A 21172-nucleotide genomic window follows, 5' to 3' on the forward strand; every position below is an offset into this window, starting at 1 on the left:
TTTATCATAGAAATACTAAGCAAAACTCTCACCTCTTGAAGCAGGAGATAAATTGCCTTTTGTTAAAATATACTAAAATCTAATAGGTAATTTTCTAGCCTCCATTATCAGAGCACAGAACTTCCTTTTGCTCGTTTGTGTTAGATTAGCCTACTTAAGATTCTAAACAAAGCTTTATTGGTTAGCCAAGAATACTAAAGATAGCTAAGAATGCACAGCTTTATTTGTTATCCTCACAACTTTTAAGTGGTGCAATTTACTCTTTTAATTGCTTTATTATAGGACAATCTATAAAATCACCGACTTAGTAGAGCAGATTCTAGAATATTCCCACATTTGCCACGAAAGTATCCATATCTTGTCATATCTATAATAGCGAAATGACTGAAGAATCTCTAAAGGATAATAAAGAGATATTTCACCTACGGCTCAATATGATAAGGAATTTGACAAATACAACTTTCTTCTCATTGATACAAATCATTTTACCTATAATGATTCTAATTCGCTTAATATAGAATCTCTATCTAACCATTGTGTATTTGTATTGCTAGCGTATATAAAGTTAGGAGCAACTTTTTTACCATTTTCATTTAACAAGGTTATGGAATAATCAATTTGGGTTTGGAACATAATACTAGGCGATATAATGAAAAAATCATCAAATTCATAGCATAAATGAGAATCATCTTCGCTTATCATTACTTCATGTAGCTTTTCACCAGCCCTTTTTCCAATAACTTTAAAGTCGGCTTTAGGTGCTATAGCGAGTGCCAAATCAGTAATCTTTATGCTTTTAATCTTTGGAATGAATATCTCTCCACCATGCATTCTTTCGAGATTCTTAATGACAAAGTTAACTCCAGTGTCAAGAGATATAAAAAATCTAGTCATATTTAAATCTGTGATTGGTAATTCTTTTGCACTTTGTTTAGCTAGTTTGCGGAATAAGGGCACAACACTGCCTCGACTACCAATAACATTTCCATAACGAACAACACTAAATTTAGCAGGATTATTTCCTTTAATATTATTAGCACTAACAAATAATTTATCACTACAAAGTTTAGTAGCACCATAGAGATTTATAGGATTGGCTGCCTTATCTGTTGATAATGCTATGACTTTTTTTACTCCAGTTTTTAGACAAGCCTCAATCACATTGCTAGCACCATTAATATTGGTTTTAATACATTCCATAGGATTATATTCTGCTATTGGCACATGCTTTAGTGCAGCGGCATGTATGCAAATATCCACATCTCGCAATGCTGATTCTAAACGTGCATAGTCTCTTACATCACCTAAAAAATAGCGCATACATTTATCATTAAAGATTTGAGCCATTTCATATTGTTTTAGCTCATCTCGGCTATATACTATTAGTCTCTTTGGTTTATATTTTTTGAGCGTTATTTCTACAAATTTTTTTCCAAAACTGCCTGTGCCGCCTGTAATTAGAATATTTTTTCCATTAAGCATATATATCCTTGTTAATCCAAATTATTATTTTTCGCCACGTAACTGATAGGTAATGTCACCTGCTCCAAGTCCGATGATAATATCGCTATCAATTATGCAGATTGTATTATCATCTTTATCTATAAGAGCTACATGATTACCAAATCGTTTTATATGATTAGCAAATATTGGCTTATAATGGCCAAATAGTCTTGCAAAATCAAAGTCTATTTTTTGCTCACCTGCTGCCCACACAGGTAAAATCACAAGACTATCACAATCATCAAAGCAAGCCCTAAATGCATCTATATTATCTCTAAGTCTTGAATATTTATGTGGTTGGAATATTGCTGTAATATGAAGTGACCGAAAAGAATCCTTGTTTGTATTATTTACCTCTTCTAGCAAGCTAGCATATACTCTAGCTGCGTTAAGAGTTGCTTTAATCTCTGTTGGGTGGTGTGCATAATCATCAATAATACAAGGAATCTTAGTGATATTAGCTAGCTTTTGTTGTAATTTCTCTTGCGATAGGTGTATGTCTTGATTAATGCTTTTTAAAACTTGTTTTGATTGTGCATCTTGTATTAGGTGCTGCAATATATCAAATCGCTTTTTAATCCCGATAAAATTTAGCAAATTTTTCTTTATTAAATCAAGTGGAATGAGATCTAGCGAGCTAAGTATTGCCATACTAGCATTTAGAGCATTATGCCAACCTATTCCATATACTTGGAATTGTCCTAAATCGCGTAAATTAAAATTGGTATAAGGCAAACCATCTTGCAAGATATATGATATATTATGTATATCCCTACTTGGATATAGTCTAGTGATTTTAGGCATATTAGAATCTATATTACTATGGTTTGTTGTAGCTGTATTTACTATGTTTTGATTAGTGCTTGATTCTATATCATCTATTATTTCTCTTACACTTTCACATTCCATATTTACAATGGCTTCTTTAGATAAATAGATGAATTCTTTATATGCTTGTTTTAATTTTGCAAAGCTATTTTCATAGCTCTCTAAATGTTCAGCTTCTGCATTTATTATAATGCTTTTGTATGGGTTTGAGTTTAAGAAGCTCTTATCACTTTCATCAGCTTCAAACACAAGTATCTTATCTGCGCTTACGCGGACATTGGATTGCAATTCCTTGCTAATTGCGCCAATTATTGCTCCACTATCTTTTAGTATCGCACTAAGTATGGCACTTGTGCTTGATTTGCCATGTGCAGCACAAATACTCAAAACTTGTTTATTTTTTAGGAGAATCTTTAATGCTTCTTTTCTTGATAATATTGTTTTGTTTAGTTTTTTTGATTCCTTAATCTCTATATTGGAATCTTTTATAATAGCTGAATGAATTATTATGTCTTTATTGGCTATTGCATCTTTTGCATGTGGAATATTTATATCTATACCTTCTTTTTGTAATCCTTGTGTAATGGTTGTTTGCACAATATCAGAGCCACTAACAATAGCACCTTGTGCTTTTAGGAATCTTGCCAATCCACTAACGCCAATACCCCCAATACCTATGATATGAACCCTGACATTATAAAAGTCCATATAATCCTCCTATATTAAAAACTTGTTTGATTATTTAGTGGCTTATGGAAAACAAGCATAATTATAATGCAAGCCATACCTATGAATATAATTTCGCCAAATGAATTTAAGGCTTTGGTTTTTGAAATAACCAAAATGCCAAATGAGATTCCAGTAGTTATACTAGAGAAGAAGATAGCATGTGTTGTGCGAATATTGTTAACTTCCTTTATCGAATATATTCCATAATCTACACTAACAACAACTAATATCAATAATGCAAATAGATGCATTAAATTAAGCTCTGAATGTGTGGACATAATAAGAAGTGAGCTTGATAATGGGAATAAAATAAAAACATAAGAATCTATAAATGATCTCTTAGCTGTCCAAATTAGAGTTAAAGTCATAAGACAAAATGCAATTCCGAACACGGTTAACATAGGTTCATATATTTCTTCTGTAATGGATTTTATTATGTTTTGCAATGATCGCATTTCTATATTCATTGATTGTGTGGTGATTAGCTCTTTTTCTTTAGGAGTTATTGAATCTATTTGTTTTATATTAGGGTTTTTAATATAGCTCATTACTTCTTGTGCAATTGGCATATATGCCTTAGGTATAGATACCAAGTAATAATACATGCTAGAATCGCCAATATTTTCAGCTATTACATTAAATCCTAAGTCTGTTAGCACATTAACATCTATGTTTGGTATATTTGGATTCTCATAGCTTGATTCCATAATATCAAATACGCTATTTATATCATTTGTTGCAATGTTTTGTGGTTTTGCCATTTGTTTTTTTATTTTTGGTAGTACTGCTTTTAATATGAGCTTATTTTGTTGCATTTGTTTAGAATCTAAGAAGCGAAGATTCTCATCAATTTGTAACTTAGTTGGGATTATAGATAGAGGAATCATTGGTTTTAGCGAATCTTCATCGCTTATCTTTATATATTTAGATTCAAATTCTTTTTGTAATATCTTGCTAAGAGATATTAGTCCATCAACGCTAGAGCTACTTATTAGTATGTTTGGGTTTTCTTCTCTTTGTTTTGTATCAAAAAAATCCCTTTCCTCTAACATTTTCTTATTTTGATAATCGAGCTTAGATATATCAAAATCAATCTTAATATTTGGGATACAAATAACAAGAAATATAATTGATATTCCAAGTAGCAAATAACTAGAAATGATTGGCTTGCGCAGACTAATTATACTCTTGAATAATCTTGGCTCACTAAATCCTATCCTAGGATATATGAATGCAAAAAATACATAGCTAATACTAAGTGAGATAATGGCATGTAAGGCAAGCTGTGATAACAATGGAAAAGGCACAAATAGACATGTTCCAAATCCTATAACAGTAGTTATATATCCATAGAATACAGGTTTATTAAAGACTGGCTGTTTTTTGGCATAGATGCTAAAGAAATTATGATGCATCATGTAATCTATTGCAATACCACTTATTCCCATGCCAAAACTAATAGCCATGATTGTTACCTTTGGATATGCAATAGCCACAATAATCGTAGCAATAGTATTTGAAAAAATAAGAGTGCAGACTGTATTAATTGTAAGAGTATAAATTCGAATAATCACAAAATAAAAGATAATAAATATAATGGAGGCAAAACTAGATAGATATGTAACTTCTTTAAGTATTAAAGATAAATTTTGCACATTCATGAAGTAGGGAGAAAAGAATCTAATATCTTGGTATCCACTTGCTATTTTATTAAAGTTGTCTAATGTTTCATTTATTGTGTTATTCTCTAAACTTTTTAGTTCCACTAACGCTAAGTATCCATAATCTTTTATAATTAACTCTGATGATATGCTGTTATTTAATTTGAATAGACCTAATGGATCTATTGGGTTAAATATGTTATTAGGATTTTTAGTTGAGTTATTTATATTATCATTTTTTACAGAATCTGTATTGATATGGTTTTCTTCTAGAGTCTTTAGCCCAACTTGTAAGTAGTCTAACACTTGAGCTTGTGTTAATACAGGAGCTAATTTTGTTTTAGATTCTATGTTTGGAGTAGCTACTAGATAGTAATACTTTGTAACAAAGTCTTGTAGCTTATTTGTTATCTTTATATATCTTTTTGTGCTAGATACATTTTCTAGCTTCGATATTTCTGCTAGAAAGGAATCTAATTTATTGCTTGATTCTTGTGTGAACCCTTTGATCGCAACCAAAACAAAGCGAGAATTTGAAAATTTTTGATAAATATCTACAATCTCTCTGTCATGTGTTGTTGGGAATAAGTCTAAGACTTCTTGCGATATTGTTATCTTATCTTGCTTAAAAAATAAGAATAGCAAGCTAAGACTAAATATTAGAAAAAATATGTTTACAAAGCGAATCATCACCAGCCTTTACAAAGATGTCGATTATATAGTATTTGTGCTTATTTATTCGTTTAAAGTAATATTTAGTTTAATTTTTCTTAATATTTCTTGTTTTATCGATTCTTTTCCTTGTTATGGCTTTATAGCCTTGTGTAATTATGTTAGAATCTTTTCATACTCTAGCCTATCAGCCAATAAACAAATTAATAAGGAATACCATGAGACTTGCGCATAAGATTTTATTACACATTGCTAAGATTCTTACATTTTTCATTCCAATTAGAAGCATTAGACGCAAAGTTAGGGGTAATATTATAGATTTTTTGGCTTTTTTCCCATTGTTATTTGTTAGAGGAAGCAATTTACATAAGAGATTGCTAGCTATTATTGCTCTATCTAATTCATATCAATATAAGAGAGGTGAGTATAGATTTCCAAACTATGGTGAAGATGTATTTCATATTCAAAATGTGAATGAAAATATGGGGGGGGGGGGGACGCTCCTTTTAGAATTTTACTCTCGTTACGATATGATAAAAATAGAGCAGACTTTAGAATTGTTTTGCGATGAATATAGCAAAATGATTCTAGTTAGTGCCCTTATACATAGATACTCAAATCTACAAGGTCTTTATATCATTCATTTTTATGAGCATATTTGGAAATATTACTACTTGCTTGAAGCTAGCCTTGATACTAATAAAAGTATAGAATCTAGCAATGGTAAACTCTATTACATAGATTTATCTCTATCAAAAAATATAAATCTAGGTAACTTTAAGCTCTATTATAGTGTTTATGGAATCTTTGTAAATTTTATCCTAGAGCAGTATGCTTATCGGCATTTGGTATATGCTAAAGATGGTGATTATGTCATTGATGGCGGTGCTTGCTATGGAGATACTGCATTGTATTTTGCACATAAAGTAGGACAAGGCGGGAAGGTATTTTCATTTGAATTCAATGAAGACAATCTTGAGATATTTCATAAGAATATGTCTCTTAATTCAGATATAAAAAATATAACACTTTTCACAAACGCCTTATATTCTGATTCTAAAACAAAAGTATATCATACAGGCAGCGGTGGTGGATCTAAGCTTAGTTTAGAATCTCAAGATAACCAAGAATATACAATGAGTGTCAGTATTGATGACTTGGTAGATAATGGTAAGATTGATAGGGTGGATTTTATTAAAATGGATATCGAGGGAAGTGAGCTAGCTGCTCTAAAAGGAGCAGAAAAAACTCTTAAAACATATAATCCAAAGATTGCTATTTGCCTTTACCATAGCGATAGTGACTACTACGATATTCCTTTATATTTAAAGAGTATTTTGCCTCATTATGAGTTTTATTGTGATCATTTTACACTTGGAGTTTGTGAGAGTGTGCTATTTGGAAGACCAAGTAATAGTTAGTGTTATTTAGTAACAATGCTTAGTAATACATCGTATAGAGTCAACAAATCATATCACATAGAATCTTGGCATATTATTCAAAAATCCAACACTCTTGTATATTTGCTATAATAGTATTAATCTATTAAAGAACTTATAAGGAGACTTCGTGAAAAAGTTATTTTTGATTATTGGTGCGCCAGGTAGTGGCAAGACAACGGATGCAGAAAGGATTGCTAAAGCAGATAGCAATGTAGCACATTATTCTACAGGTGATTTGCTTCGTGCTGAAATAGCAAGTGGTAGTGAGCAGGGCAAGCTTATTGAGGGTTTTACTAGTACGGGGAATCTTGTGCCATTAGATATTGTAGTTAAGACTATTATTAAGGCAATTAATAACTCCTCAAAGGAAATCATACTTATTGATGGTTATCCAAGGAGTGTTGAGCAAATGATTGAACTAGATAAGGTTTTAAAGCAAGATTCGAGTGTGAAACTAATTAATGTCATAGAGGTTAAAGTAAGCGAGCAAGTAGCAAAGGATAGAGTATTAGGACGTGCAAGGGGTGCTGATGATAATGCAGAGGTATTTAAGAACCGCATGAATGTATATCTAACTCCACTCAAGCAAATTCAAGATTTTTACACAAAAGCAAATATCTTACATGTTATTGACGGAGAGAGAGGCATTAATGAGATTGTGTCTGATATGCATAGATTTATTAATTCTAGACTCTAGAAATCTTCTCTAGTTTGTTTAGGGCATGCTTTTATATTCTAAATTTATTTGCTTATTGTTATGAATGCTTCATGTTCTATTTAGATTATCTTATTTTGAGATTTTATATGCGTATCTAGCTAAAAGTTATGTATAGGCTGATACCATGTCTATCTAATTGGTTCTAGCTTTATTATGTTGAGCATGAATATAGAAAGGTAGAACATCTCTTAACTATTCTTAATTGTTATAGCCGATTAATAAGTGAATATTTTTTCAAAAAATAGATTTTTAATATCTTGTGAATTTTTGACAAAATTATGAAATCTTTAGCGTTATGATAATCATTAAGCTTGTGCATCATATGTAGATTGTGCAATATTGTTAATGTTAGTATCAATTTCTATATGGCTTTTTATGTTTTTGGCGATTTTGCTAACTTCATTTGCAACAACTATGAAGACGAATCTTATTTCATTGGCTTTAGTCGCTTTAACTGTTATTAAATTAGTTTGTTATTTTGGTTATAGATTCTAGTATAGTAGCTATGTTGATAACTAACAATATACAAAATCTTAGTGCAATTAAGTATAATTTCATAAACATTATATACACATTAGATAATATGGATATGAATGAAGCAATACTATATTTTAATTTTTATTGCGTTGTTTATGATTGGTTGCAGTGAAAATGATTCTAAAAATATAGAATCTAGTTCATTTGATGATTTGCAAAGTCAAGAATGGTTATTTGATAGGCAATATATAAGAGGTATTAATGAGCAAAGCTGGGAGAAATTCTCCATTAGTGCCTTAAATGATTATAAGGACATTAAGATTGACTTTGCCTATATTCACACAGGTAGGTCTCAAAATTGTAGGCTATATGCAAAGGGGCTGATGATGCAAGAAAATCAAAATAACAATAAAGATAAAAAACATAAAAATAGATTCTTGCTTCGTCCTAATCTAATCCCGCAAACAACCATTATTATTACTAAGCAAGAAAATAATAGTAGCTCCTTTAATGATTATGCTGTCTTGTTAGAGGTTTCTAATATATCTGAATTTATTAGAATCTGCGGCGATGCACATCAATATGTTGTTGGAGAGTATAGCTTGCAATAATTTTGTGTTTATAGACTACATTGAAAATTTTTATAAAGGATTGTTGTGCGTTTTGGAAAGATTGAATATCTAAATTTATTAGTCTTTGATGTTTTTATAAAGCACTATAAAATGAGCTCTAACCTAAAGTCTATGTTTTTTCTTAAAAAGTCTTATCCATCAAAACTAAACAAAGATTTCTTATTTCGCCGTATTGATGCTGGATTTATATCTTCCATTGCTGGAATACACTCACATAGAATCTCTAAGGCATATAATGTAGGAATCATTGCTAACAAAGAAGTATGGAGTGTTTTAGTGTTACCTTTAGAATTAGGAGATGATTATCAATCCGCAACATCAAATGCCTTAAGTAAGCTGCTAGACTTAGAGGGTAGGGTGCTAATAGGCAATCGTGCTCTTCAATATTATCATGCAAATAGACATAAAAAATGCTTCATAGATATGGCTAATGTATGGCACAATAAAACAGGCTTGCCTTTTATCTTTGGACGTGTGTGTGTAAATGGATATACTAACTTTTATGGACGACTTATGTTAGATTTTGCCAATAGGCTAGGCAGGGGCAAAGCATGTTTTAAGGGGATAAAAATCCCTCACTATATAATTATGAATTCTATACGTGATATTGGTATTAGTAAGGGCTTTGCTCTCTCATACTTGAAGCATATCTATTATAAAATTGGATATAAAGAAAGACATAGCCTAGATCGATTCTATCGAGGACTACGTTTAATAGGCATTAAACCACCTAAGAGATTCTAAACATCGCTATGTATTTATAGGGCTTATTAATATGCAACTATATACAGCGTACCATAGCTAAATTTTGTATAATTTAGACTTGAGATTTATAACAAAGTTATCTTAAGAATCTAACATTATAAAGGACAAATATGCTACATGTTGGTATTAAAAATTTCTATCATAATACTAGGCTATTTGCCGTGTTAGGCAATCCAATATCTCATTCCCTATCACCACTTATTCATAACTATGCTATTAATGCTTTAATGGATTCTAAAATGTATAAATATATTCAAGGAATCCAAAATTCACAGACATTTTATACTCGTTTTTGCCTGCCACTAGAACTAAATTCTAATGCCTTATATGATTTTATATTACAAAGTGATTTATTGGGTGTGAATGTTACTGTGCCATTCAAAGAGATAGCATTTGAGTGTGTTAATGAAGTAGTTGGCATAGCTAGTGATATAAAGGCGGTAAATACCATTGTAAAAAGAGATAATAGCTTAATAGGATATAATACAGATGCAGAAGGCTTTTTTGCTTGCATTGAATCATATCAGCCAAAAAATGTTCTAATACTTGGAGCTGGCGGGAGTGCTAAAAGTATTGCAATTATGCTTGACTATCATAAGATTCCATTTTGTGTTGCTAATCGAAGTATAGAGAAGCTCGCATTTTTTGAGAAATTTGCTAAAACAATAAGCTTAGAAGCCCTTACAAATGAATCTTTAGTAACCCCTCCAAAGTATGATATTGTTGTTAATGCTACGAGTTCTAGCATTAACAACGAGTTACCCATGTCAAGTGAGGCTCTAAGAAATTTGCTCTCAAATTGCAAATTGGCTTTTGATCTTATGTATAGCAAAAATGAATTGACTGAATTTTGCAAGGTGGCAAATGAATGTAAAGTTAGATTTTTGGACGGTAAGAATATGCTTGTATATCAAGCTGCTATAGCTTTTATGTATTTTCATTTGGAAAAAGAAATTGATTCTAGTGAAAGGGATATTTTATTTAGGGAAATCGTTGCTAGTATGAATTATGCAATAGGAATTTAAAATCCTTATGCTTGTTTAGAATATTGATAATTACAAATGTCCATTATGATACGGCTTTGCAATTTGCAGTAGTGAAGAAATTAGTTGTCCTTGTTTTTTAACCCAAAAGTCATAATCACATACGATTATTAGGCTTTGCCTTAAACGACTAATAGCTACATTTAAAGAGAATAGCGCGCTCTTATACATTGAGTTCGTCATAAATTTGCTAAATTTCACAGGAGAAAAAACTATACAATCAAACTCCTTACCTTGTGATTTATGAATAGTAAATACTCTGCTTCTTTGAAGCCCCTTTCTCACTAATAGCTTTTGCTGGTCTTTGAATGGAGTAATTACAGCATATTCACCAAGATTCCTAGCTATGCTTAGTATAGCATTTGCTTCAGCTAAGCTTTCATTATTGCTACTTGCAATATAGCTATATCCTTGTCCATATACTTTAGAATCAATAAAGTATATTTGCGTTTCTTTTCCTACACCTCTTAAGTTGTTATGATATACATATCTATCTAGTATTTGGGCTAGATTGTCACCATAGCGATGAGTTATAGTGAGTTTATAGTTTGCTATGTCTTTAAACAATATTTCATCGTGGTTGTTGGCAAGATGCAGTTTATCGTGATTGTTTAGCATGGATTCTATGAATAGTGCGTTAAGACTCCAAAGACACACTTCATTATTTTTTGTTGTTATGGTATTGTTATCCATAAGACATATTGGCATTAATTGCTTATGATCTCCTAGTAATGTAATTGGTGTGTTTAGCTGTAGTGGGGCGATTAGCTTGATTAATGGAGAGAAGGCACATTCATCAAGGAATATATGAGCAAAATCTAATGTGCTTAGAATCTGATAACGTTTTATAAAGCTATCTAATGTTAGCCCAATTATAAGGCATTCTGCTAGTCTATCTTTTAGATTTGGAATATTAAATAGCCTTGTGGATTCTTTTTTAGAATCTTCATCATCGCCTTGTATGCAAACTTCTGGATAATGACTTAAAAATTCGCTACTAGGCATGCCAAGACGCAAGAATTTAGTTCTAGCAATACCTTTAGTATCGCATTTATTAATAAGTGCTGTAAATATTTGTTCTAATGCTGTATTTGTTGGCGCAAGTATTAATGCTTTTTTATTTTGTGTTATGATATTTAGCAAGCATGAAAATAGCACAACTTGTGTTTTTCCGCTCCCGCTTATTCCCCAAATGTAGCTAATTGGATTGTTAAAAATCCCTTCAATAGCATTTTTTTGCTCATTGTTTATATAGGATTCAAGTTTTATTTTTAGTTCCAATGGTCTTGTGTTAGGTAGGCATAGATTTAGTTCTTGGCAACAAAATGAAAGGATATTTTTAACTAGAAATTTTAAATCTACAAATAGTTTAGTATGATTTGCAATATTATTATGCAACAAAATATTATTAGAATCTTCTAGTAGTTTGCAAAACTTTTCTTTGGTCTCTTCTTGAAGATTGCTATTATCAAATATAATATCTAATGTGTGTGTTCGTTCATTATAGTTTTTTTCCTCTATTAAATCTAAGTCAATCATTAAGGAATCTATATAGAGTTGCAAATAATCTGTAGCAATGATTTGTTGCTCAAGAGATAGCGTTAAGACATATTTTTTATGTATGTCTTTGGAATGCTTATCTAACATATTTATTGAATGGAGCGTAGCTTTTGCTATCTTGATTTCCTCTGTGCCTAAATTATTATCTTCTAAGTATGTCAGATAGCTTTGGGCTGATTTGATAATATATTCATGCAGGTTTGACATGGTCTATCCTAGATTGAAGTAACCCTAGATTCTAACAAAATCTTTGCAATAACTACTAATTTGGATATAATCCTTAGTTGCATTACAATCAATAATTTAGGATAGCAAATGATTTTAGAGCATGAGATTCCAAATGGGAGCAAACTTCATTTTGGATTATCTGCTAGATTAAAGCGAAAAGTTGAGAATCTTAGTGCGGAATTATTTTATCAGCATGGTTTTGAGGAAATAGTAAGTCCGATTTTTGTATATCAAGAGCATCAAAAGAGCTTTCTAAATCGAGATGTCATTCACCTAAGTAGTGAGCAAAATCACCAAATAGCTATGCGCAGTGATAGTACAATAGATGTTATTCGTATTATTACAAAGCGACTAGGCAGGACCACTAACCAAAAAAAGTGGTTTTATGTTCAGCCTGTTTTTAGTTATCCTACCATAGAACATAATCAAATAGGTGCAGAATGTATTGATGAGGGTGATATACAAAATATGCTTACCCTAGGCATTAGTATATTTAAATCACTTGGAATCATGCCGCTATTGCAAATTACTAATACAAGAATTGCTAGGCTTTGTGCCAAGGAAATGCGTTTAGATACTATATATTTTGATAAATTACATATTGAAAGATTACAAAAAATAGTATTTATAAAGAAATTATTATTGGTAAATACCCCAAGTGATTTAGATGCAATCATACCAAGTATGCCGCAATTTCTCAAATATGAACTTGAATATTTATTGCATGCTTGTTCATGTAGCTATCCAAATTTACTATGCAGTCCGCTTTTGCCTGCTCCTGTGGATTATTATGATGATTTATTTTTCAAGATGTTTTTGCGCAATGCTATATTCTTATCTGGGGGGCATTATTGCATAGATGGGACTAGGAGTTGCGGTTTTGGAATCTATACAGATAACGTAGTTTATCATCTACTTAAGGATAAAGGATAGATATGGCAGATGTGGTTTTAGGTATTCAATGGGGTGATGAGGGCAAAGGAAAGGTAGTTGATGGCTTAGCTAGAGATTATGATTTTGTCGTGCGCTTTCAGGGTGGGCATAATGCTGGGCATACGATTGTTGTTAATTCTAACAAATATGCCTTGCATTTGATTCCTAGCGGTATATTTTATCCTGAATGCAAGAATATTATAGGTAATGGAGTTGTGATAGACTTAAGTGCACTAGATAATGAGATTAAGCAATTTGAAAATCTTTTTTCCATGTCTAGTGCTAATACTAGCTATTCACAATATGGTAAGAATCCTATTGCTGGTAGGCTTTTTATATCTAATAGAGCGCATATCATCATGCCTTATCACGTTGAGCTTGATAGACTATCAGAGTCTAGGCGTGCTAAAACTAAGGGAATACAAGCCATTGGCACAACAGGCAAGGGTATTGGTCCTGCATATAGCGATAAGGTGCTTAGGAGTGGCATACAAGTTGGAGATTTATTTAATAAGGCTTTGCTAAAAACTAAGCTAGAGGCGAATTTACAGGCTATAAGATCATTTGGATTATCTTTTGATTTAGATTCTATGCTTACTACACTGCTAGGTTATGCCGATAGATTTGCTGAATTTGTTACTGATACTACACAAACTCTTTGGCAAGCTGCAAAAGAGGGCAAAAAAATATTGCTTGAGGGGGCTCAGGGTAGTATGTTGGACATTGATCATGGCACATATCCATTTGTAACTAGTTCTAGCACTGGTATTGCTGGAGCGTTGAGTGGCACAGGGCTGAATGCTAGTGATATAGACATGGTGCTAGGTATTATGAAATCTTATTGCACACGTGTTGGCAATGGTAGCTTTCCTACTGAATTAGATGATGAAGTGGGGGAATTCTTGCGAAGTAATGGAGCAGAATTTGGCACTACCACAGGTCGCACTAGAAGATGTGGCTGGCTTGATTTAGTCGCTATTAAACATGCAATTAGGCTTAATGGTTGCACTAGGTTAGCAATCATGAAGCTTGATGTATTAGATGGTTTACCTGAAGTGAAAGTATGCGTTGGATATGATTATATGGGTAAAGAAATTGATTACATGCCATATAACTTAGATGTAAAGCCAATCTATAAAAGCTTTTCAGGTTGGGATAATAGCTCTTGCGTGCGAGAATTTAAAGATCTTCCTTCAAATGCAAATAACTATATAAATTTTATAGAGCAATACACAGGCTGTAAGGTTAGCTTGATTTCTACAAGCCCAGAGAGAAATGATGTAGTATTAATTAAATAGATTTTTCAACTGTTTTACGTCAAAGTTTGGTTTTAGTATTTATTGCTACATAATGTTATATGATGTTAGGATATTTTAATGGTAGTATACGCATTGCTTTAAGTGATTAAAGAATATTTATTTATTTGTTTGTTCATCTTCAACAATTGGACGTAGTTTATATGTATAGCCAAAGTTAGTAAGCGGTACAAATTTGAATTCTACTTTAGCATAGAGATTATTAATAACATTAATATTGTTGTTTTGAGTTAGTATTGGCGTGCGCTCGCTCCCCACCTTTATGCCTATTCCAAAACATTTTATATCCTTATAGATTCCTACGCCAAGATTTACTAATATATTAGAGCGAAAGTCATATGACATATTTGCCACTATTCCCACATACCCCACATCTCCTTTAATTGATGCGTTGATGTAGTTGGAAGAATCAGTAGGTCTATAGTTTAGAGTATTTGGATCTAGACTCCATTGTGCATCATCTCTTTTTAGATAGTAAGAAATCGAAGCCGCATAATATCCCTTACTATAGGTTGCACTAAGAGCTAGTTCAGTAAAACCACTATAAAACCAAGAGTAAAAAAAGCTAAAGTTAAGAAATAGTCCATTTAATGGTGAGATTCCTAGCTTGTTTTCCATAGGTAGCTTGATTGCTGATTCCTTATCGTTGAGGTTAAAGATTTGTGTTATACGCCAATAAAGAAGCTCTTTACCTTTGGAATTATAAAAATAATTAGATATGTTCATCTCTATTCTTCTTCTTAGCTCATATATATTGGTAAAGTATGTTGGATCCCATATATTTTCACCATTTTGTATGCTATTTTGAATCTCTGGACTTAGATTAGTGAAGTTCCTTAGTATATTTGAGCTAATATTCCCATTACTAAATGTAGCAACATCTATTGGTGAATAGAATATTATTGAAGTTTGCATAGAGTGAAATAAGTTCTTATAGCTACGTCCTATATCACTATTGAGCGAAATTTTGTAATTCAGATTAGCATAATTGCCTATAGATTCGTCCATTTTGCTTAGAGTATTTTCGCTACTAAATATTTTAGTATCTTTATTGTTATAAGCATATATATTGCCTGCATAAGCCCTAATCCAAAATCCAAGAGATATGTATTTATTAAGTAGTGATAGCTGCGCTCCTAGTGGGATTGCTATTTCATTTGATGCATATGAATATCCTTGCAAGCGATAAGCATGTTTCATTTGATAGTCGATTGAGTATACAAACTCTTTACGAAATATAGAATTGAGATATTTGTGATATTGTAAATTAGGTAGATTTTGAAATGTTTTATCATCATTTGTTGCATTTAATGATATGAAATATCGTAAATTAAGACCAAAGTATTGCTCGTTAGTCTGAGCGTAGAGATTTAATTTTGATGTATGAAAAGGTAAATTAAGCGTATAATGTAAAGAATCTAGTCTCATATAATCAATATCGTTCGTATATGCCAAATCAATATAGACTGCATTATCAATAAATGATTGTAATCCAAAATATTTCTGTAATATATTTCTCTTGCTATGCCTGAAATCAAATCCATAAATGTGTTGGTTTAGAAGATTAAATTTTTGTATGTATGAGTTGGTATTATAAAAATATCTTGTTACAAATATATATTTATCATTGCTAGAATCAATAGCTCGAAGTTGAAGATTTACTCCATATCCCCTACTTGTTCTAACCTGTGGACTTATAGTTACATCCCAAAAATCTTGCAGCGCAATATAGTAAGGCTGAATGTATATTGCTCCGTCAGTGCTAGAGTTACCAATAGTAGGGTATAAGAACCCTGATGTGCGTTTGTTTTCTAGTGAGAATCTAAGATATGGAAAATAGAACACAGGAATATCTCCTATGTAAATTCTAGGATTCCATAATGATAGTATGTTTTTTTCTTGATCATAATTGCCTCTTGAGGAGTCAATTCTCCATGCAGGGCTAACAAATGAACAACCAGACACCATTGACTTAGAAAAACGATAGGTAGATTTATGATGACTAGCACTTTTGGCATTTGTCCATATTCCCGATGTTGCATCTTGAATATAGAAAGGCTGGATAATACTAAAGTTGGCGTTAAGATATATGGTTGCTTGCTCTGTATATATAGATAGCTTATTGCCTCTGTATATCCTAACATTACCTATGATTCTAGCATATCGTCTATTATTATTGTAGTGAATGGTATCTGCTATAATATATGCTTCTTTGTTCTTTAATACAGCATGCCCACTAATGATAATATATTCACCTCTGGTCTCTATGCGATTTCCTAGTATTTCGAATAATTTGGAATTATTTGGTCCTATTTTTTCCACTGCTGTTTGAAGATGTTGTTCCTTTTGTTTATCATCAATAGAGAGATTTGTGTTTAAGTCTTTATTATGCGTTAAGTTTTGGTTAAGTGTTGGCTCTAATTTAGCGGAATATGGCTTGTTTGATTGAGAAGGAAATATAGAAGTCTCATCATCTAATTCTAAATTATTTGCAAGTGCCATATATTGTAGAGCAATATTAATGACTGCAATATGAACTATGCTAAACTTAATTGTAAACTTATTTAGCAATGACGATTGTTTTAGCAAGTTTATCATGTAATGTGCGCTTCCATTTGTCAATAAAGCCAATGGCAAAACTAATATATAATGTTGTGCCTAGTAGGCATTTGCCAATGGATCTGCCCATGCACTGATGTAGGCTCGGCTTGTCAAAATCATATATATTGACTACTTTTATATTTAAAACAATTTGTCCTAATGTCGCCCCATAAAAATACAACATTAAGAAGCCGTATATAATCTCTAAGCCTATACAAAGAAGTTGATAATATAACAATATGATAAGAGATTTATTCACGCTAGAGCGTAGTTTGCCTAATATTTGGCTATTATCTGTGTTTGAGTCTAGCCTAATATCTGTGTATTGTGAAGAGTATATTTGTGTAATGGTTGAATATGCTTCTTCGAGTTGTTTTTTTTGATAATCTGTAAAAAGACTACTAATTACTAATATGATTATCAGTCTATCAATTAGATATGCACCTACTCTTAGTTTGAGTGGAGCTAGGCGAATATTTTCGCGATAGAGATTTGATTCTAAATTATCCATTCATATCCTTTGTTTTGCATTATAACATGAATCAATCTATCAAAGCTAACTACTAGGTTTAATCATTCTTTGCTATTTTGAATACTATAAGCAAACTTAACATATACAGCTAATGCTATAAGCAGAATTGCTACTCCACTAATCAAATATACTGCATATAGAAGCTTTTCTGGAGACGATATAGTGAATTTGAATACAAGCATTAATGCTTCAATAGCTAGGGCTATTATAATTGAGCCTAAGAATCGAATCATTGTTTTATGCACAGTATGGTTTTTTTGTCTCACATTTTTACCCAACACTTCCTCCTCGAATATAGCCTTTACTAAGTCAAATATTGCTAGTGCTAGTGTTAATAGTATTGTAGATTCAAATATTTCTTTGATGTCGAAATTATTAAAAGTTAATATATCTTCTGAGAAAAACTTTACTACACCTTCAATCATAAGCATGATTGCCACTATGCTTAATGAAAGAGAAAATATAAAATACATTGCTATACTGAAGTTTTTGAATGCACCAAAAAACCAGCTAGGAGAGCTAATTTTGATTGCATCTTGCAGACGTATGTCAACACAAATTACAAATAGCAATTCACCATTTTGATTATATAGCGGATATGCTGCAGTAACTATGAGTGCGCCATGAATTCTAGATGGATAAGGGTTAGTAATAATGCATCTCTTTTCTTCAAATGCTTCATAGAAATAAGCACGTTGGGAGAAATCCTTGTTTTCATTTGGTATTGATCCTTTATTTTGGAATGTGTCGCTAATTTGGATTCCATTGCTATCTAATACATACATACAATCAAAATCATTGATTTCATCTTTGATTCTCTTTAATCCATTAATGACTGTTTCAATGCTCGTTTTTGGCATGAAATTTCTGATATTTTGGGTAAAAAGATAGCACATATATGCGCGTAACTCATGTCTAATATTGTAATATGTTACAATGTCCTTTGATAACATAATATCTCCTAATATTTCATTAATTTTGAAATTATACATATATAAATCAACTATAATTTGCAGTCTGGGATGATGGGTTAACTAGTAATCTAAGCCTTTAGTTAATATTTTTTAGTTGCTCAAATGCTATAGTATTTAGTTTGCCTTGTTTGAATAAGTAAAAGAAGTTAAGAAATTATGAATTTAGAGATTCTGGTGCTATTTGATTTGCAAATAATTTTCCGAATGATGTATTATTGTTTATTTTGCAATAGAAGTCAAGTAAGGATTCATCATTTTGCAGGGATTCTAAAATCATTTGAATAATTTGTGGTGAGTAAAATGGTGGAATATGATTTGGTGTTTGCTGTTTAGAAGAAAAATGCTTAAACATTTTATCTACCAATGCTTTATTTGAAACTTCTACTATTAGAGAATCTATTGGCATTTTGAAAAACATAATACCCTTGTCTTTGTTTATTGAAATATATATTGTATCCATGCCAAATACCTTTGTGGCATGGGAATCAAATAGATATAAATGTTTATTGTAATTATCATGAAATGTTTCATATACTGTTTGCAATATGAGAATTTTTTGTTTTTTTGTGAAAAAATTCCCAATAGGAGAAAATGCAAATCGTAGCAATGATTCTAAAGAATACCACTCATGTGATACGAAGCTGTAATCTAAGATTCTCTTACTACGTTCCATTCTAAGTCTTTTTGCTTCTTCTGATGTAGAGGCTTTATAGGGAGATTTCGCAACAAAATCCCGATATGTAGGACCTGGAAATCTTGGCTGTATTACAAATCGACTTGTTTTTTCTTGTTCTAGTATATAGCTTAGTGCACCTTCATATCCTTTGTCTATAATGTTAATTTCTTGAGTTGGAAGACTTTCAAGCATAATAGCAAATTCATTATCATCACAATCCCATATGCTATATGGATATCTAAAGAAATCGCATATCTTTTTCTTTGCGTCATAACTTGGCTCGATTCCTTTTTCTAACCAACCTGTTAATGTGCGCCTATCTTTGCCTATAATTTGAGATAGATATGATATGCTTGTATTATATCTATTTAATAATGCTAAGATTTTATCTATACTAGTCTTCATTGGTTAGTCTCTCCTAAAGTGCTTACAATGCTATGAATATGTGAGCAAAATATTATGTAGTTCTTAACAGAAGCTACATTCTTATTAGGTCGATATTTTGACTAATTGTCATAAGTAGTGCTTGTGGATATAGTTTATGTTCTAGCTCGTGGATTCTAGTGGCAAATGATTCAAGACTTTCGTTTGGAATCTTTGGAATCTTTTCTTGCAAGATGATATTTCCACTGTCTACTTCCTCACTTACGAAATGCACTGTAACCCCACCAAAATCATTTGAATCTACAAAGCTTTTTTCTATGGCATTTGTGCCCTTGTGCAGAGGTAAGAAGCTTGGATGTATATTTAGTATTTTAAAATCAAGCTTTCTAGTAAAGAAAGATGGGCTAAGAATACGCATAAAGCCAGCTAAAAGCACATATTTTAAACCGTTGTTAGCCTTTATTTCACATAATTTATAGTAGAGCAAATTTTCAAAATCTTCTCTTGTTTTACCATTTGATTCTATAATAAATGTTGGTATATTTAGCTTTTTTGCTCTAGCTATAACATAAGCATCTTTTTTATTGCTAATCACTCCTACGATTTGTAAGGTCTTATCCTTAGATTTCATATTATCCATGACCATATCTGCACTTATTTTTTGTTGTTGTGCCTGATATGAGTTTGCATTTGGTTTTTTGCTACTCTTTGTTAGCGACAATCCATTTTCTCTTAATGCCGTAGTCAACGTTTTATCATGAAGTTTTATGGCTATATTTTCCATATTTGAGCCATTTCCACTTGCTATAACGACAATTGAAATCATATTACCTCCATTAATTTATTTTTGGACTATTTTAAACCACTCCGGCTTATCTCGCCTTATTCTTTCAATCAAGGAGATGATATTTTGTGCTGTGTATTCTTGCGATTCTTCATTATCTAAAAGTCCTATATAATATTCAAAAGCTTTAGAGAGATACTTCAGATCTAGCCCAGCAAAGTAAAATGATACTTCAAACATATCAAGGATTTGAGTCTCTAGGGCATGAATTTCTTGTTGTAACTGTTTATCTTTGGAATCTTGAAAATTTTTATTGGATTCCCCTTTATGCGATGTTCTTTTCATATTTATACCTTTTATTAGAATTATATATAATTTTGGAATATTTATTGCTAATGGTTAACTTATTCCAAACTATAACTAAGGATAAAGCATGAAGAATATTAATTCTTTTAGATCGACTTTTTGCATTATCATATTTTTGATAATGTTAGGTTTTAGTGGTTGCGCTAAAAATGAGGCTAAAGGAAGCTTTGTTGGCAAAAGATGTGATACTGTATGTAACGGAGATAAATGTAAGCAGTCTTGCACAAACATTAAGGGAAAAATAAGGTAATAAGATAACTATACTCTTAATATCAAATATAGCACATCAATGTATATAACCACAGAATCTAATAGTTTAACGATTTACATAATTAATATGGATTAACC

The 21172-nt window shown here is 31.5% G+C and carries 18 protein-coding genes; 8 read left to right on the top strand and 10 right to left on the bottom strand.

The annotated features are described in order from the left end of the window. Window positions 1-489: 489 nt before the first annotated feature. Genes pseB through LS73_RS02290 form a run of 3 tightly spaced genes read right to left on the bottom strand, consistent with a single transcriptional unit; the run spans window position 490 to window position 5411 of the window. Entirely contained in the window at window positions 490-1482 is a 993-nt protein-coding gene (pseB, locus tag LS73_RS02280; protein ID WP_034557926.1) for a UDP-N-acetylglucosamine 4,6-dehydratase (inverting), read from the bottom strand. 24 nt (window positions 1483-1506) lie between these two features. Further along, window positions 1507-3039 (bottom strand): Mur ligase domain-containing protein, encoded by a 1533-nt coding sequence (locus LS73_RS02285; protein WP_034557927.1) that lies wholly within the window; start codon window positions 3037-3039, stop codon window positions 1507-1509. A 14-nt stretch (window positions 3040-3053) separates the two neighbouring features. Further along, complete coding sequence (locus LS73_RS02290; RefSeq protein WP_034557928.1) at window positions 3054-5411, bottom strand: MMPL family transporter; 2358 nt, start codon at window positions 5409-5411, stop codon at window positions 3054-3056. A gap of 200 nt (window positions 5412-5611) precedes the next feature. Between LS73_RS02290 and LS73_RS02295 the strand changes: the two genes are divergently transcribed. The 5 genes from LS73_RS02295 to LS73_RS02315 all read left to right on the top strand — a co-directional run bounded on the left by LS73_RS02295 (window position 5612) and on the right by LS73_RS02315 (window position 10452). Beyond that, on the top strand, window positions 5612-6814 hold the full coding sequence (locus LS73_RS02295) for an FkbM family methyltransferase (protein WP_161976612.1): 1203 nt from the start codon (window positions 5612-5614) through the stop codon (window positions 6812-6814). 148 nt (window positions 6815-6962) lie between these two features. Further along, a complete protein-coding gene (locus LS73_RS02300; RefSeq protein WP_034558328.1) occupies window positions 6963-7532 on the top strand; it encodes an adenylate kinase in 570 nt (189 codons plus the stop codon). Window positions 7533-8146: 614 nt separating this feature from the next. Further along, entirely contained in the window at window positions 8147-8641 is a 495-nt protein-coding gene (locus tag LS73_RS02305; RefSeq protein ID WP_034558326.1) for a hypothetical protein, read from the top strand. 45 nt (window positions 8642-8686) lie between these two features. Further along, window positions 8687-9406 (top strand): MqnA/MqnD/SBP family protein, encoded by a 720-nt coding sequence (locus tag LS73_RS02310; protein WP_034558324.1) that lies wholly within the window; start codon window positions 8687-8689, stop codon window positions 9404-9406. A 131-nt stretch (window positions 9407-9537) separates the two neighbouring features. Continuing rightward, window positions 9538-10452, top strand: a complete 915-nt coding sequence (locus tag LS73_RS02315) for a shikimate dehydrogenase (protein ID WP_052089713.1) — start codon at window positions 9538-9540, stop codon at window positions 10450-10452. Window positions 10453-10482: 30 nt separating this feature from the next. Here the strand turns inward: LS73_RS02315 and LS73_RS02320 are convergent, their stop codons facing one another. After that, complete coding sequence (locus tag LS73_RS02320) at window positions 10483-12237, bottom strand: AAA domain-containing protein (protein ID WP_034558322.1); 1755 nt, start codon at window positions 12235-12237, stop codon at window positions 10483-10485. A 108-nt stretch (window positions 12238-12345) separates the two neighbouring features. On the opposite strand from LS73_RS02320, the gene LS73_RS02325 reads away from it, so the two are divergent. Then, entirely contained in the window at window positions 12346-13191 is an 846-nt protein-coding gene (locus tag LS73_RS02325; protein ID WP_034558320.1) for an ATP phosphoribosyltransferase regulatory subunit, read from the top strand. Window positions 13192-13193: 2 nt separating this feature from the next. Further along, the gene (locus LS73_RS02330) at window positions 13194-14489 is read left to right on the top strand and encodes an adenylosuccinate synthase (protein ID WP_034558319.1); all 1296 of its coding nucleotides are present in this window, start codon (window positions 13194-13196) and stop codon (window positions 14487-14489) included. A 117-nt stretch (window positions 14490-14606) separates the two neighbouring features. On the opposite strand, the gene LS73_RS02335 is transcribed toward LS73_RS02330, so the two are convergent. The 6 genes from LS73_RS02335 to LS73_RS02360 form a co-directional block, all read right to left on the bottom strand. Beyond that, entirely contained in the window at window positions 14607-17105 is a 2499-nt protein-coding gene (locus tag LS73_RS02335) for an LPS-assembly protein LptD (RefSeq protein WP_052089711.1), read from the bottom strand. Further along, on the bottom strand, window positions 17068-17619 hold the full coding sequence (locus LS73_RS02340) for an RDD family protein (RefSeq protein ID WP_034558318.1): 552 nt from the start codon (window positions 17617-17619) through the stop codon (window positions 17068-17070). The genes LS73_RS02335 and LS73_RS02340 overlap by 38 nt, the downstream gene beginning before the upstream one ends. Window positions 17620-17681: 62 nt before the next feature. Then, on the bottom strand, window positions 17682-18593 hold the full coding sequence (locus tag LS73_RS02345; RefSeq protein ID WP_034558317.1) for a PDC sensor domain-containing protein: 912 nt from the start codon (window positions 18591-18593) through the stop codon (window positions 17682-17684). Between the two features lie 175 nt (window positions 18594-18768). Continuing rightward, window positions 18769-19695 carry a hypothetical protein gene (locus LS73_RS02350; RefSeq protein WP_034558316.1) on the bottom strand — a complete coding sequence of 309 codons (927 nt, stop codon included), beginning with the start codon at window positions 19693-19695 and terminating at the stop codon, window positions 18769-18771. Between the two features lie 73 nt (window positions 19696-19768). Continuing rightward, window positions 19769-20500, bottom strand: coding sequence for a phosphoribosylglycinamide formyltransferase (purN, locus tag LS73_RS02355; protein ID WP_034558315.1), 732 nt, complete (start codon window positions 20498-20500; stop codon window positions 19769-19771). 15 nt (window positions 20501-20515) lie between these two features. Next, on the bottom strand, window positions 20516-20803 hold the full coding sequence (locus LS73_RS02360) for a hypothetical protein (RefSeq protein WP_034558314.1): 288 nt from the start codon (window positions 20801-20803) through the stop codon (window positions 20516-20518). Window positions 20804-20891: 88 nt separating this feature from the next. Between LS73_RS02360 and LS73_RS02365 the strand changes: the two genes are divergently transcribed. After that, a complete protein-coding gene (locus tag LS73_RS02365; protein ID WP_034558312.1) occupies window positions 20892-21074 on the top strand; it encodes a hypothetical protein in 183 nt (60 codons plus the stop codon). Window positions 21075-21172 lie beyond the last annotated feature (98 nt).

This window comes from Helicobacter muridarum (assembly GCF_000765805.2).
Classification (GTDB): Bacteria; Campylobacterota; Campylobacteria; order Campylobacterales; family Helicobacteraceae; genus Helicobacter_A; species Helicobacter_A muridarum.

Coding starts and splice junctions, on each gene's coding strand:
- LS73_RS02320 (WP_034558322.1), bottom strand. CDS start 12,237: ATGTCAAACCTGCATGAATATATTATCAAATCAGCCCAAAGCTATCTG.
- purN (WP_034558315.1), bottom strand. CDS start 20,500: ATGATTTCAATTGTCGTTATAGCAAGTGGAAATGGCTCAAATATGGAA.
- LS73_RS02325 (WP_034558320.1), top strand. CDS start 12,346: ATGATTTTAGAGCATGAGATTCCAAATGGGAGCAAACTTCATTTTGGA.
- LS73_RS02365 (WP_034558312.1), top strand. CDS start 20,892: ATGAAGAATATTAATTCTTTTAGATCGACTTTTTGCATTATCATATTT.
- pseB (WP_034557926.1), bottom strand. CDS start 1,482: ATGCTTAATGGAAAAAATATTCTAATTACAGGCGGCACAGGCAGTTTT.
- LS73_RS02330 (WP_034558319.1), top strand. CDS start 13,194: ATGGCAGATGTGGTTTTAGGTATTCAATGGGGTGATGAGGGCAAAGGA.
- LS73_RS02315 (WP_052089713.1), top strand. CDS start 9,538: ATGCTACATGTTGGTATTAAAAATTTCTATCATAATACTAGGCTATTT.
- LS73_RS02345 (WP_034558317.1), bottom strand. CDS start 18,593: ATGTTATCAAAGGACATTGTAACATATTACAATATTAGACATGAGTTA.
- LS73_RS02350 (WP_034558316.1), bottom strand. CDS start 19,695: ATGAAGACTAGTATAGATAAAATCTTAGCATTATTAAATAGATATAAT.
- LS73_RS02290 (WP_034557928.1), bottom strand. CDS start 5,411: ATGATTCGCTTTGTAAACATATTTTTTCTAATATTTAGTCTTAGCTTG.
- LS73_RS02305 (WP_034558326.1), top strand. CDS start 8,147: ATGAAGCAATACTATATTTTAATTTTTATTGCGTTGTTTATGATTGGT.
- LS73_RS02335 (WP_052089711.1), bottom strand. CDS start 17,105: ATGATAAACTTGCTAAAACAATCGTCATTGCTAAATAAGTTTACAATT.
- LS73_RS02360 (WP_034558314.1), bottom strand. CDS start 20,803: ATGAAAAGAACATCGCATAAAGGGGAATCCAATAAAAATTTTCAAGAT.
- LS73_RS02285 (WP_034557927.1), bottom strand. CDS start 3,039: ATGGACTTTTATAATGTCAGGGTTCATATCATAGGTATTGGGGGTATT.
- LS73_RS02295 (WP_161976612.1), top strand. CDS start 5,612: ATGAGACTTGCGCATAAGATTTTATTACACATTGCTAAGATTCTTACA.
- LS73_RS02340 (WP_034558318.1), bottom strand. CDS start 17,619: ATGGATAATTTAGAATCAAATCTCTATCGCGAAAATATTCGCCTAGCT.